Raw genomic sequence first — 14,036 nt, forward strand, 5'->3', positions numbered from 1 at the left:
CCGCCGCCCGGGGACGGCGGGCCGCGACGGGGACCGGGCTGACGGGCCCGGCCGGGTGGCGGGGGTGGCCCGACGGGTGCGCCGCTACGCCCGGTCATCGCTCATCTGCGCCGGGGACACCTCGGCCGGCGCGGCGGCGTCCGGTCCCGCGGACCGTTCGACGGCCAGGCAGACCAGCGCGCCGAGCGCGGCCGTGCCGACCAGGAGCAACAGGACGTCGCGGACGGTGCCCACGGTCGGGACGGTGCCGCTGCCCCCCTGGAGCAGCGCCCCCGTCACCGCCGTACCCACCATCGAGCCGACCTGCATGGACGTGACCAGCACCCCGGCCGCGCCGCCGGCGGACTCCGGCCGGACCCGGTGGAGCGCGACGGTGGCCAGCGGGGTGAAGAGGAAGGCGTTGCCGGTCCCGATCACCACCATCGGCCCGACCAGTCCGGCCCAGCCGGCCTCCGCCCTGATCTGGGTGAACGTCCAGAGCAGGCCGGCGACCGTGGCGGCCATCCCGAAGAGCAGCAGGTGCCTGCCCTCGACCCGCTCGGAGAGCTTGCCGGCCACCGGGTCGAACGCGACCGAGAAGATCGACGCCACCATCAACAGCAACCCGGCCCGCCAGGCGCCGAACTGCAACACGGACTGGAACGTCACCGAGAGCACGACGATGAGCCCGATCACGGTCAGCGAGACCACGACCGAGAAGACGTTCATCACCGCGAAGTTGCGGTCCCGGAAGAGCGCGAACGGCACCAGCGGCTCGCGGTGCTGGCGTCGCCGTTGCTGCGCCAGGAAGACGGCGAAGACCACCAGTCCGGCCGCGATCACCGCCCAGATGCCGCCGCTCCACGAGTAGCGTGCGCCCTGACTGACCCCGAAGGCCAGCAGGAGCAGGAAGACGGTGGCCAGCACGACGCCGACGACGTCGAGTCGGTGTTCCTTCCTCCCCCCGGTCGTCGGGATGGTCACCGCGGCGAGTGCCAGCATGACCACGCCGATCGGGATGTTGACCAGGAAGACCCAGCGCCAGTCGAGGCTGCCGACCAGGAAACCGCCGACGACCGGGCCGAGCACCGCCGCCGAGCCGCCGACGCCGCCCCGGATGCCGAGGGCCATGCCGCGCCGTTCCGGCGGGAACGCTTCGACCAGCAGGGCCATCGTCTGCGGGACGAAGAGCGCCGCGCCTACCCCCTGGATCGCGCGGGCGGCGACGAGCTGGGCCGGGCTGTCGGCCAGGCCGCCGGCGAGACTGAAGACGGTGAAGATCCCGACGCCGATGAGGAAGAGCCGCCGGCGCCCGTACAGGTCACCGAGCCGGCCCGCCGTGATCAGCAGGGCGGCCAGCGCGAGGAGGTAGCTGCTCAACGCCCAGACCACCTGGTCCAGGGAGGCGTCGAGGTCCCGGACGATGTCGGGGACGGCGATGGCCAGCACCGCGATGTCCAGTTGGGACATGAAGTACGCCAGGCACAGGACGGCCAGGATGGCCCACGGGTTGCCGCGCAGTCTCGTCGTCACCGGTCACGCCAGATCATCGGGGGCACCTTGTTGGTCCGTTCCACGCGGTGCAGTCTTTCCACCCGGGCGACCGTCACCGCCTCCGGGTAGGTCTGCAGGATCGGTGGGAGGTCGTACCAGGTCCGTACCAGCCACTCCCGGAGCCGGGTCGGATCCGCCTCCCCGGTGACGTGCACGGCCATCTGGCGTACCGAGTGTCGCGACTCCGGGCTGCGGGTGAGGACGAGCTGCGCCTCGGTCACGCCGGGATGCTCCCGTACCCCGGCGAGGATCTCGCCGATGCCGAAGAGCGAGCCGTACAGCTTGATGGCGTCGTCGGCCCGGCCGACGACCCGTAGCGCCCGCGGTCGCCCGCACCGGCACGAGGCGGCGGCGACCCGGTCGCCGAGCCGGTAGCGGATCGTCGGCACGGTCCACCCGTCGCCGGTCCGGGACAGCAGCGCCCCGTCGTCGTCGGGTTCCAGGACCTGGTCCGGCATGAGGTGCAGGACGGACAGGTCACAGCCGGGGTCGTTGGTGGCGATGACGAAGGTCTCCACCGACCCGTAGTTGGCCCAGAAGCGCGCCTGCGGGAAGGCCGCTCGGACGGTGGCCTCCTTCGCCGGGGTCCACGGCTCGGCCATCCAGATCACCCGACGGACGTCGAGGCCGACACCGTGGTCGAGCACGCCCCGGGCCAGGTCGGTCAGGGCGGTGGGCGTACCGGCCAGCGCGTCGACGCCGACCTCCCGGAAGACGGGCAGCCAGTCCGCGATCTCGTCCGGGTGGTACGGCCCGGCCGGCACGACGTGGCACCGGCTACGCTCGGCCAGCGTCTGCATGTAGTAGTGCGACGCCCACAGCCGCCCCGGCGTGAAGAGGTTGAGCAGCACGTTCCCCGGTTCGAGGGGCCGCCAGACGCGGTGCAGCCGGTCGATGGCCTGGTGGTGGGCGACGAAGGTCAGCTTCGGCCGTCCGGTGGTGCCGCCGCTGGACATCACCGCCGCCCCGCCGTCGGCGGTGAGGTGCCGTGACACCGCGAGGATCTCGGCCGGCCCGGTGACGGCGAGATCCGCCAGCCCGGTGACGGAGTCCGGCACCGGTGCCCCGCCGATCGCGGCCAGCTCCTTCGCCTGGACCAGCAGGGCCTCCCAGGGCAGCTCGCCGATGGTCATCGACTGACCCGGTCGGCCAGCCAGCGCGCGTGACCCCGCTGGTACGCCTCGAACCGGGCGCTGACCAGGGAGCGGGCGACGACGTCCTGCTCGGCGTCCATGGAGAACCCGATCGCGCCGTCCACCTCGATCTCGGAGAGCCAGAACCGCTCGCCGTCGGAGATGAAGTCGACCGAGAAGTAGGGCGTGGGCAGGCGCTCGGTCAGGTAGGCGATGGTGCTGTCGAGTTCGGCCGGTAGGTCGGTGAACCCGCGTTCGTGCCGACCGCCCACGGTCTTGGTGACCATGAGGCAGTAGCCCTCCTTGGTGCCCTGCAACACGGTGTGCGCCCGGCCGTCGACCACGTAGACGCGGGTCTCGCGGGGATCCCTGACGTAGGGCTGGGCCACCAGCGGCGTCTCGGCACCACCGGCCAGACCGATCACGCCGCGGAGGTCGTGCACGTTGTGCACCACGGAGATGCCGAGGCCCATGCCCCAGTTCGCCGGCTTGACGATCATCGGGTAGTCGAGGCCGGCGAAGGCCTCGTCGTAGTGCCCGGTCATCGCCTCGCGCCCGCTGGCCACCCGGACGGTGGGCAGCGGTGGCACCGGGCTCTGCGCCAGGTGCACGACGGTGGCCAGCTTGTCCTCGCCGAGGTAGGTCAGCCAGGGCGGGATCGGCAGGTAGAAGCCGAGCGTCTCCAGGACGGTGAAGAGGTACACCTGGTTCGCGACGTCGACCACCTGGTGCGGCAGGGAGTAGATGGCCGTGACGAAGATGGTGTCCTCCGGCGTGACCCGCTCGCCGTTGAGGTACACCCTGGGCCGCGCCGGGTCGGTGCCGTCGACCGCGACCTCCTCCGGCTTGTGCAGGCTCATCCGCAGCCCGAGGGTGGTGGCGATCTCGCGGTAGGCGCCCCAGACGCCCTGCTCCTCGTAGTCGCGCTGCCAGGCGGTGCCCCGGTCGGGGTAGATCCAGCACAGTCTCGTCGCGGGGCTGGGCGATGTGGTCAACGGGTCTCCTTGACGAAGTCGCGGAGCACCGAGGTGAACTTCTCGGGCTCCTCCAGGAACGGCATGTGCCCGCTGTGCGCGAAGCTCTCCAGCCGGGCGTCGGGCATCGCCCCGTGCAGCCAGGCGCCTACCTCGGTGGGGTAGACCTGGCTGCGGGCCCCGTGGACGAGGAGGGTGGGCAGCGAGGTGGTGGTCAGCTGTTCCCGCCAGTCCCGGGTCAGCACGTCCAGCCAGAGCGCCAGCACGGCGACGACCGAACACCTCCTGGTCTCGGCGACGAGCCGCTGGAGCCGCGCCGGGTCGGGCTCGGTTCCGGCGGCGAAGGAGCGGCGGACCAGGTCGTCGAGGAACCCCTGCGGGTCGGCCCAGATGGCGCGCTGGGTGTGGATCGCGCCGGCCGCGTCGAGACCGCCGAAGGCGGCGTGCGTCCAGTCCCCGTCGGCCAGGATCCGAGGCGACATCTCGACCGAGACCAGCCGGGACACCCGGTCGGTGCCGAAGAGGTCCAGGTACGTCCAGGCGACGCCCGCGCCGAGCGACCAGCCGACGAGGGTGACGTCCCGCAGGTCGAGGCGGTCGACGACGGCCCGGACCGACCGCGCCGCGTCGTCGATGGTCCAGCCCGGCTGCGGATCCGGGCTGCCGCCGTGACCGGGTAGATCCACCAGCAGCACGTCGTGGTCCTGGCTGAGGTCCGTCGCCACCTCGTCGAAGTACGCCGAGGTCATCGCCAGGCCGGGGACGAACAACAGGGTCGGGGTACGGCTCAGTCGGCGGTGGCGGAGCAGGTTCGCGCTCCGGTCGGTGGCCACGGCTGGTTCCCCTTCCGACGAGGACACCCACTGCCTGCGCAGGAGCGACTTGTGCGGCTTGCCCACCGCGGTGTAGGCGAGGGCCGTCACGAGATGGATCGGACCGGTCAGGGCGTGCCCGTCGAGCACCGCGCGGATCGACGCTTCGACCTCCGCCGGGGCCACCTGCGGCTCGGGGCGGGCCACGATGACGACCCGGTTGCCACCGGCGCCGGGCTCGACCGGCAGGGCGACCGACTCCCGTACCGGGCAGTGCTGCTGGATCTCCTCGTCCAGCATCGGCGCGAGGAGCAGGCCCGCCCTGGCCGCCAGCGCCTCGCTGACCCGGCCGAGGATGCGGTAGGAACCGTCGGCGTTGCGCTGGGCGACGTCGCCGGTCCAGTACTCGCCGTCGCGGAAGGTGCGCGCGTGCGCCTCCGGGTTGTTGAGGTAGCCCTCGCTGGTGTACGCGGAGCGCAGCACCAGCTCCCCGACGCAGGCCCCGGCCGGGCCCGGGTCGCCGGTCGACACCGGCGCCAACCGGGCGCTCACCCCGCGCACGAGCGCCATGTCCGCGTCGGTCTGCACCGTGTCGGTCAGGTTCACCGCCGCCAGACCGAACTCGGTCGAGCCGTAGAGCTGCCGGATCCGTACCCCGAGCACCGAGTCGCAGTCGCGGATCAGCTGCGGGCTGACGTAGGTGCCGCCGCAGAAGGGCAGCCGCAGCGAGCTGACATCCGCGCCGCCGGTCTGCCGGGCGGCCTCGATGAGCTGCTCGTAGTGACGCGGCAGCGCGCTCGTCACGGTCGCCCCGCTGTCCGCCAGCGCCCGCAGCTGCGCCGTCGGGCCGGCCTGCGGGTCGCCGAGCACCAGCTCGCCGCCGCCGAGCAGGGCGGAGAAGACGTGCAGGTCCGTGGCGTGCGCGACGTCCAGCGGGTGGCGGCAGAAGAAGACGTCCTGCGCGGTGAGCCCGGTGTGCCGGATCCACCGGCGGCGCTCGGCCACGAACCGGTCCTGCCGCCAGGCCATCATCTTCGGGAAGCCGGTCGAGCCCGAGGTCCAGAGCAGCCGGAAGCGGCCCCGGGCGGGCGGGTCCGACGTGGGCGGGAGCGGGTCGGCGGTCAGCAGGTCGGCGAGGTCCAGCACCGGTGTCGTGCCGGGCAGGGGAGCGCGGCGGCCGTCCGCGACGACCACCGTCGGCCCGGTCAGCTCCAGCGCGGTACGCACGTCGCCGGGGCCGAACTCCCGGATCATCGGCACGTAGCTCGCCCCGAGTCGGGCGACGGCCAGGATCAGGGCGACGTAGCCGATGCTGTTGTCCATCGAGACCGCCACCACGTGGCCGTCGCCCACCCCGGCCCGGCTGAGACCGCCGGCCACCCGGTCGGCCATGGCGCAGAGCTGCGCGTACGTCGCGGTGTCGCCGTCGGTGGTGCGGACCGCGGGAGCCCGCGGGTCGCGGTGGGCGACGGCGCGCACGGCGTCCTGGAGCACGGCATTCCCCCTCGTCGTCGGTGGGTACGGCACCCCGACCGGGGCTAGGCGGCTGCCCAGCCCGCGTAGGTGGCGAACCGCCAGTCCTTGACCAGGCAGTCGACGTGGTCGAAGCCGGCCTCGCGCAGCCACCGCAACTGGCTCTCCAGGTCGGCGCAGATGTCGTGCCGCATGCGTTCCCGACCCGCCGCCCACTCGTCGGGTGGCGTGTCGGAGTCGATCACGTGCCGTTCGTGGCGTCGGTCGTAGACCGCCTCCAACGCCGGGAACGGAGCCAGGATCTGGTCGACGTTGACGAACACGCCGCCGGGTCTCAGGGCGCTCAGGATCCGTTTGAAGAGATCCTGTTTGTCGGTGTGGGGCAGGTGGTGGATGGCCAGTCCGGAGACGACCGCGTCGAAGGGCTCGTCGGGCAGCGCCTGGGTGAGATCGGTGACCCGGATGTCGATGCCGCCGTCACCGGCGAAGCGCTGCCGCGCCTTCGTCAGCATGAGTTCGGAGCGATCGACCAGGATCAACCGTGCATGCGGCAGGCTACGGCGCAGGGTGGCGCTGAGCAGACCGGTCCCGGCACCGAGGTCGAGAATCCTGCCGTCGGGCGGGACGACCGCCGCGACGGCCTCCGCCGCGCTCGAGTAGAGCAGGTCGAACGAGGGGATGAGCTGACGTCGTAGTCCGTCGTACGACTCGGGATTCCAGAGATCCTTGTCGTTGGCGGGCGGACGTGCCATGCGGCACCCTCCTGGTGGGAGCTTGTGCGCGGGTCGGCAGAAGTCGATTCATGATCGCGTGGTTGCGAAGGGCATCGTGACACGGTGCGTCGGGGTGGTCCGCCTCGCTTCGGCAAGCGTTATGTAATCGAAACACGTCCATGTCTCGATCATTTGGGAGTTGCTTCCATACCCGCTTTGACATTCACATCTGCAAATTGCTCCATCAGGGGCGGCGGGCGCCGCCGGAGCGGGTCGTCATCGGCCGGGATGCCGTGCCGGGCCGGTCGGGGATGCTGCGCCGGGAAGTGCCACCGTGCTGGTTCGCCGTGCCGCCCTGAGGTTGGCGGTCGCCGAGGAGGGGTCGGTACATCGGCGGCTATTTATTGACATAAGGCGATGCGCGTTCTTACCATGGGCGAGGAAAGCGCTTTCCAGATCGTAGGCCACCACCCGCCGGATCGCCAGGCACCCGCAACCGGACCGTCCCGTCCCGGATCGCCCGGCGCAGGTCCCGCTCTGCCCGCGCGTCCCGCCCGCCTGGCGTCCGCCCCGCGAAAGGCGGAACTCCGTGACCACCACCAGCACACCGCCCCGCCCGCCCCGATGGCGGCAGCACGCCGCCGCCGGTCTGATCGCCGCGCTCACCCTCTCCGCCGCCGCCCTGGCCCAGCCGGCCGCGGCCACCGCCGCCCCGGTGGGACCCGCCCCGGCCGCCGCCACCCCGGACGGGTTCGCCACCGTCGACGCCCTCGGCCAGAACGGCACCACCGGTGGCGCCGGTGGGCCGGTCGTCACCGTCACCACCGCCGCCCAGTTCCTGGACTACGTCTCCCGCCCCGGCCCGTACGTCGTCCAGGTTTCCGGGACCATCAACCTGCCCGCCGGCGCCAACGACGGGATGCACGACGTCGCCTCCGACAAGACCATCGTCGGGCTCGGCGCGAACGCCACCCTCTCCGGCGGCGGGCTGAACATCGGCCTACCGGTCGACGACGACGTGACCTCGCCCCCGGCGAACGCCGTGCACAACATCATCATCCGGAACGTGCACATCACCGGGGCCACCGACGACCTGATCAACGTCCAGATGTTCTCGCACCACATCTGGATCGACCACAACGAGTTCTCCAACGGCGACGACGGCGCGGTCGACATCAAACGCGGCTCCGACTTCGTCACCGTCTCCTGGAACCACTTCCACGACCACGACAAGACGCTGCTGCTCGGTCACGACGACGACAACGCGGCGCAGGACGTCGGGCGGCTGCGGGTCACCTACCACCACAACTACTTCAACGCCTCGGACCAGCGGAACCCCCGGGTGCGCTTCTCCGCGCTGGCCCACGTCTACAACAACTACTACTACGACAACAGCTACGGCGTCGCCTCCACCAACGACTCGGCCGTGCTGATGGAGAACAACTACTTCTACAGCGTGAACAATCCGGGCCGGGTCGACTTCAGCGGGCCCCTGGGCCGGATCGTCCAGCGCGGCAACATCCTGGTCGCCTGCAACCACGCCATCGAGACCCGGGGCACCGTGCCCGACCCGCGCACGTACTACCCGTACACCCTGGACCCGGCGGCGAACGTGCCGACGATCGTCCCGGCCGGCGCCGGGGTCGGCCGGATCTCACCGACCACCGGGGCGGCCTCCACCGCCGCGCCCGGCAGCACCGCCCAGGCGGACGGGTTCGCCGGCGTCGACGCGCTCGGCCAGAACGGCACCACCGGCGGCGTCGGCGGCCCGGTGGTCACCGCGACCAACGCGAACGACTTCCTGGAGTACATCGACACCGTCGGGCCGATGATCATCCAGGTCACCGGTCGGATCCAGATCAGCAGCAAACAGGGCGTCCGCCCGAACAAGACCATCATCGGCGTCGGGAACGCCGAGATCACCGGAGGCGGCCTGGACTTCTACCGGTCGTACAACGTGATCGTCCGGAACATCAACTTCACGGACGCCGAGGACGACGCGATCAACGTCGGCCAGAACTCGCACCACATCTGGATCGACCACAACCGGTTCTCCGGTGCGGTGGACGGCTCGGTCGACGTGGTCCGGGGCGCGGACTACGTGACGGTCTCCTGGAACCACTTCGACCACTCCGACAAGAGCATGCTGATCGGCCACTCCGACGGTTCCGGGTCGACCGACATCGGGAAGCTGAAGGTCAGCATCCATCACAACTTCTTCGACAACAGCCGGCAGCGGCACCCCAGGATCCGGTTCGCCGAGCCGGTGCACGTCTACAACAACTACTTCCTCGGCAACGAGCTGTACGGGGTCGCCTCCACCGAGAACGCCGGAGTCGTGGTGGAGGGCAACTACTTCCGCGACGTGCCGCACCCGATCCACTCGGCCAGCGGATACGCCGACAGCGGCCCGGGGCGGGCGGTCCAGCGCAACAACGTCTTCGTCAACTCCGGTGCCCCGGAGACCGCCGGCACGGTGACCGAGCCGCGCGTGTACTACCCGTACACCCTCGACCCGGCGGCGAACGTGCCCGCCCTGGTGACCGCGGGTGCCGGCGTGGGCCGGCTCTGACCGTCCGACGGCCACCCGTCCCGGACGCCGAAGGGGTCCCCGGTTCATCGTTCGTGATGAACCGGGGACCCCTGCTGGCAGCGAACGGGTGCGTCAGCCGGCGATCATCCGGCGCAGCACGTACTGGAGGATGCCGCCGTGGCGGTAGTAGTCCGCCTCGCCCGGGGTGTCGATCCGGACCACGGCGTCGAACTCCACGCCGGTGTCGGTGGTGACCTTCACGGTGCGCGGGGTCTCGCCGTCGTTCAGCGCGGTCACTCCGGCGATCGAGAAGGTCTCGGTGCCGGTCAGACCCATGCTGTCGGCGGTCTCGCCGGCCGGGAACTGGAGCGGCAGCACGCCCATGCCGATCAGGTTCGACCGGTGGATCCGCTCGTACGACTCGGCGATGACCGCCCGGACGCCGAGCAGCATGGTGCCCTTGGCCGCCCAGTCCCGCGACGAACCGGAGCCGTACTCCTTGCCGGCCAGCACCACCAGCGGGATGCCCGCCTCCTGGTACGCCACCGAGGCGTCGTAGATCGAGCTCTGCTCACCGGTGAGGTGGTTGACGGTGACGCCGCCCTCCACGCCGGGGACGAGTTGGTTGCGCAGCCGGATGTTGGCGAAGGTGCCCCGGATCATCACCTCGTGGTTGCCCCGGCGCGAGCCGTACGAGTTGAACTCGTGGCGCGGCACGCCGTGCTCGGCGAGGTACGTCCCGGCGGGGGAGTCCGCCTTGATCGAACCGGCCGGGGAGATGTGGTCGGTGGTGACCGAGTCGCCCAGCTTGGCCAGCACCCGCGCGCCGTCGATGTCGACGACCGGCGTCGGGTCCTTCTCCATGCCCTCGAAGTACGGGGGCTTGCGGACGTAGGTGGACCCGTCCTCCCAGGCGAACGTGTCGCCGGTCGGGGTGGGCAGCGACTGCCAGCGCTCGTCACCGGCGAAGACGTCCGCGTACGCCGCGCTGAACCCGGCCGCGCCGATCGCCGAGGCGATCACGTCCTGGATCTCGGCGGTGTTCGGCCAGATCTCCCGCAGGTAGACCGGGTTGCCCTCGGTGTCCTCGCCGATCGGCTCGTTGGCCAGGTCGATGTCCATCGTGCCGGCGAGGGCGTACGCCACCACCAGCGGCGGGGAGGCCAGGTAGTTCATCTTGACGTCCGGGTTGATCCGGCCCTCGAAGTTCCGGTTGCCCGACAGCACCGAGACGACCGCGAGGTCGGCCTCGTTGACGGCGGCGGAGATCTCCTCCGGCAGCGGACCCGAGTTGCCGATGCAGGTGGTGCAGCCGTAGCCGACCAGGTGGAAGCCGAGCTTCTCCAGGTACGGCGTGAGGCCGGCCCGCTCGTAGTAGTCCATGACGACCTTGGAGCCGGGGGCGAGGGTGGTCTTCACCCACGGCTTCCGGTTGAGGCCCTTCTCCACCGCGTTGCGGGCCAGCAGCGCCGCACCGATCATGACCTGCGGGTTGGAGGTGTTGGTGCAGGAGGTGATCGCGGCGATCACCACCGCGCCGTGGTCCAGCTCGAACTCGGTGCCGTCGGCCCCGGTCACCCGGGTCGGGTTGCTGGCCCGGCCCCCCGCGCCGACCGCGCCGTTGACCAGCTCGCGCGGGGCGTCGGCCGGGTCGTTCGCCCCGTCGACGGCGGGCGAGTCGCTGGCCGGGAAGGACTCGGCGCTGGCCTCGTCGGCGCGACCCTGCACGCCGAACGGCTTCTCCTGCTGCGGGACGCCGGGCTTCCGGTCGTCGCCGCCGGTCTCGTCGGCGGCCACGTAGTCGGTCAGCGCCGAGCGGAACAGCGTCTTGGCGTTGCCCAGCGGCACCCGGTCCTGCGGACGCTTCGGCCCGGCCAGGGACGGCTCGATGGTGCCCAGGTCCAGTTCCAGGCGCTCGGAGTAGTCCGGCTCGGCCGCCGGGTCGTGCCAGAGGCCCTGCTCCTTGGCGTACGCCTCGACCAGCGCGACCTGCTGCGGGTCGCGGCCGGTCAGCTCCAGGTAGCGGACGGTCTCGGCGTCGATCGGGAAGATCGCCACGGTGGAGCCGTACTCCGGGGACATGTTGCCGATGGTGGCCCGGTTGGCCAGCGGCACGGCGCTCACGCCGGGGCCGTAGAACTCGACGAACTTGCCGACCACACCGTGCTTGCGCAGCATCTCGGTGATGGTCAGCACCAGGTCGGTGGCGGTGGTGCCGGCGGGCATCTCACCGGAGAGCTTGAAGCCGACCACGCGCGGGATGAGCATGCTGACCGGCTGGCCCAGCATCGCCGCCTCGGCCTCGATGCCGCCGACGCCCCAGCCCAGCACACCCAGGCCGTTGACCATGGTGGTGTGCGAGTCGGTGCCGACGACGGTGTCCGGGTACGCCTGGCCGTTGCGCTCCATCACGGTACGGGCCAGGTACTCGATGTTGACCTGGTGCACGATGCCGGTGCCCGGCGGCACGACCTTGAACTCGTTGAACGCGGTCTGGCCCCAGCGCAGGAACTGGTAGCGCTCCCTGTTGCGCTCGTACTCCAGCTCGACGTTGCGGGCGAAGGCGTCCTCGCGGCCGAACAGGTCGGCGATGACCGAGTGGTCGATGACCAGCTCGGCCGGGGCGAGCGGGTTCACCTTGGCCGGGTCGCCGCCCAGGTCGCGGACGGCCTCGCGCATGGTGGCCAGGTCGACCACGCAGGGCACGCCGGTGAAGTCCTGCATCAGCACCCGGGCCGGGGTGAACTGGATCTCGACGCTCGGGGAGGCGCTCGCGTCCCACGCGCCGAGCTGGCGGATGTGGTCGGCGGTGATGTTCGCGCCGTCCTCGGTCCGCAGCAGGTTCTCCAGCAGGATCTTGAGGCTGTAGGGCAGCCGTTCGTGGCCGTCCACCTTGCTGATCTTGAAAATCTCGTAGCTCGCGTCTCCGACGCGTAGCTGGGTCTTCGCACCGAAGGTGTCGAGGCTCGCCACGTCGTACTCCTTCACACCAGCGACCGTGAGTAGTCCTGAGCAGTCTGTCGCACCGGTCGGGGTGCCGCCCCGGTTAGGCGACACTAACCAGCGATTCCGTCGTCCTACAAAACCGTACGTCCGTCTTGCTATTCGTGCAACCGGGTGTCAGGCTCTGGGACGGGGAGGTGGCTCCATGATCCATCACGGCCCACTGGCCGGCCCGTGCGGGGCGCGGGACGCCTCCCGGGCCTTCTCTGCGGCCCGACCGGGCCCCGCTCGCCGCCGGGGACGTCGAAGCCCCTTCGCCGGGCTACCGAAGGCCGCCGCCCGGGACGTCGAACCCCCTCCGCCGGGGCCACCGAAGGCCGCCGCCGGGCCACCGAAGCCGCTGTCGCCGGGTGCGCACGACGCCGGGCCGGCCCCCTGGGGTGCGGGGCCGGCCCGGCGTGGTGGGTCGGTCGATCGGTGGGTGGTGGTTCTGGGTCAGGCGGCGTAGCCGCGGGTGGCGGTCCAGTCGGCGAGGGCTTCGGTGGTGATCCAGTAGGAGGACTGGTCGGGGTTGGCGGAGTCGGCGATCTTGACGGTGTCGGCGTTGTCGCGGTAGCCGACGACGCTGATGTAGTGGCCGCCCTCGAAGGAGTGCGGGGTGCCGTCGGTGTCGGTGGCGGTGCCGGCGATGTTGGCGACGATCGCGCGGCCGTTGTCGACGGCGTTGCGGACGTCCTTGCGGAGGGTGTCGGTCTGCTTGTCGTCGGCGGTGGGGGTGGGGATCTCGATGGTGCGCCAGTTGTCGGTGCCGGCCTTGGCGTTGAGGGCCTTGGTGATCTGGTGGACGCTGTCGGTGCCGTTCTCGGTGGTGCCCATCTCGCGGGCGAGGTCGTCCTGGCTGGTGTTCTTGTCGAGGGTGGTGAGGGCGTTGCGGGCGGCGGCGGGGCCGCAGTAGTAGAAGTTCGGCTGCGACTCGTAGCGCACGCGCAGCTCCTTGCCGCGCTTACCGCCGTCACGGTCGTGGCCGCCACGGTCGGCGCCGACCGACGAGGTCGGTGTGTGCGAGGTGGTGGCGGCGAAGGCGGTGGCCGGGGCGGCGATGGCGCCGCCGACGAGGGTGGCGCCGGCGATGGTCAGGGTGGCCTTACGGATCAGCGTGGTCATGGGGGTGTCCTGCCTTTCCGTTCGGGGGTGCGTGACGCAGGGGGCCACGCGCGGGGAAGGGCCGGGCACGGGGGTGCCACGGCAACGATCCACGGGGGTGCGGAGAAGACGTGAAAAGGGCGCGGGTCCGGGGCTTCGGCCGACTCGGGTGCGCCGGGGAGATACAACGCCACCGTACGGGCCGGCATTCCGGGACCGGGGTACCCGGCCGGGTCGGCGGGGTGCGGGGGCGAACCTTGTACAACGCCCCCACCCCCGGGCCGATTCCCGCAGCCCACCGAGGCCGGACCGGACACCGGTGAGCCGGCCGGCGTCGCGGACATCACGGTCGTCACCGGTCGGGGGCAATCTGCCACCATGCCCGGTATGGAGATGTGGCACAACCCGTCCTGTTCGAAGTGCGCCGGTGCGCGGGAGACCCTCGATGCCGCGCGGGTGCCGTACCGGCTGCGGCCCTACCTGGACCGGCCACCGAGCGCGACGGAACTGACCGAGGTGCTGCGCCGCCTCGACGCCCGGCCGTGGGACGTCTGTCGGCTCGGTGAGCGGACCGCCGTCGAGCGGGGCATGGCCGACTGGCCGCGCGACGAGGCGTCCGTACCGCGCTGGATCGAGGCGATGGTGGCCGCGCCGGAGCTGATCCAGCGGCCGATCCTGCTGCTCGACGACGGCGGCGCGCTGGTCGCCCGTACCCCGGAGGCGGTGGCCGAGGCGGTGGACCGGTCCGGCGCGACCCGCTGACGGAACCACGGGCCGGC

9 protein-coding genes are annotated in these 14,036 nt (G+C 71.3%); 2 read left to right on the forward strand and 7 right to left on the reverse strand.

Translation table 11 applies throughout. The features are described 5' to 3' along the window. Positions 1-84: 84 nt before the first annotated feature. Genes AB0F58_RS23060 through AB0F58_RS23080 form a run of 5 tightly spaced genes read right to left on the reverse strand, consistent with a single transcriptional unit; the run spans position 85 to position 6,677 of the window. Positions 85-1,512, reverse strand: coding sequence for a DHA2 family efflux MFS transporter permease subunit (locus AB0F58_RS23060; RefSeq protein WP_357146434.1), 1,428 nt, complete (start codon positions 1,510-1,512; stop codon positions 85-87). After that, the gene (locus AB0F58_RS23065) at positions 1,509-2,666 is read right to left on the reverse strand and encodes an AMP-binding protein (RefSeq protein ID WP_357146437.1); all 1,158 of its coding nucleotides are present in this window, start codon (positions 2,664-2,666) and stop codon (positions 1,509-1,511) included. Before AB0F58_RS23065 ends, AB0F58_RS23060 begins: the two co-directional genes overlap by 4 nt. Beyond that, a complete protein-coding gene (locus AB0F58_RS23070; RefSeq protein WP_357146440.1) occupies positions 2,663-3,661 on the reverse strand; it encodes a hypothetical protein in 999 nt (332 codons plus the stop codon). Before AB0F58_RS23070 ends, AB0F58_RS23065 begins: the two co-directional genes overlap by 4 nt. After that, the gene (locus tag AB0F58_RS23075) at positions 3,658-5,946 is read right to left on the reverse strand and encodes an alpha/beta fold hydrolase (protein WP_357146443.1); all 2,289 of its coding nucleotides are present in this window, start codon (positions 5,944-5,946) and stop codon (positions 3,658-3,660) included. Before AB0F58_RS23075 ends, AB0F58_RS23070 begins: the two co-directional genes overlap by 4 nt. Positions 5,947-5,990: 44 nt before the next feature. After that, positions 5,991-6,677: a class I SAM-dependent methyltransferase gene (locus AB0F58_RS23080; RefSeq protein ID WP_357146446.1), complete on the reverse strand. Its 687-nt coding sequence runs from the start codon at positions 6,675-6,677 to the stop codon at positions 5,991-5,993. A gap of 550 nt (positions 6,678-7,227) precedes the next feature. Here AB0F58_RS23080 and AB0F58_RS23085 point away from each other — a divergent pair. After that, positions 7,228-9,210 carry a right-handed parallel beta-helix repeat-containing protein gene (locus tag AB0F58_RS23085; RefSeq protein WP_357146449.1) on the forward strand — a complete coding sequence of 661 codons (1,983 nt, stop codon included), beginning with the start codon at positions 7,228-7,230 and terminating at the stop codon, positions 9,208-9,210. Positions 9,211-9,303: 93 nt separating this feature from the next. Here the strand turns inward: AB0F58_RS23085 and AB0F58_RS23090 are convergent, their stop codons facing one another. Both AB0F58_RS23090 and AB0F58_RS23095 read right to left on the reverse strand, forming a co-directional pair. Continuing rightward, positions 9,304-12,159, reverse strand: coding sequence for an aconitate hydratase (locus AB0F58_RS23090; RefSeq protein ID WP_357146451.1), 2,856 nt, complete (start codon positions 12,157-12,159; stop codon positions 9,304-9,306). A gap of 450 nt (positions 12,160-12,609) precedes the next feature. Then, positions 12,610-13,278, reverse strand: coding sequence for a C39 family peptidase (locus tag AB0F58_RS23095; protein WP_357146454.1), 669 nt, complete (start codon positions 13,276-13,278; stop codon positions 12,610-12,612). A 366-nt stretch (positions 13,279-13,644) separates the two neighbouring features. Here AB0F58_RS23095 and AB0F58_RS23100 point away from each other — a divergent pair, with 366 nt between their 5' ends. Further along, positions 13,645-14,019 carry an ArsC/Spx/MgsR family protein gene (locus tag AB0F58_RS23100; protein ID WP_357146457.1) on the forward strand — a complete coding sequence of 125 codons (375 nt, stop codon included), beginning with the start codon at positions 13,645-13,647 and terminating at the stop codon, positions 14,017-14,019. Positions 14,020-14,036 lie beyond the last annotated feature (17 nt).

The organism is Micromonospora sp. NPDC023956, from assembly GCF_040639195.1.
Lineage (GTDB): Bacteria > Actinomycetota > Actinomycetes > Mycobacteriales > Micromonosporaceae > Micromonospora.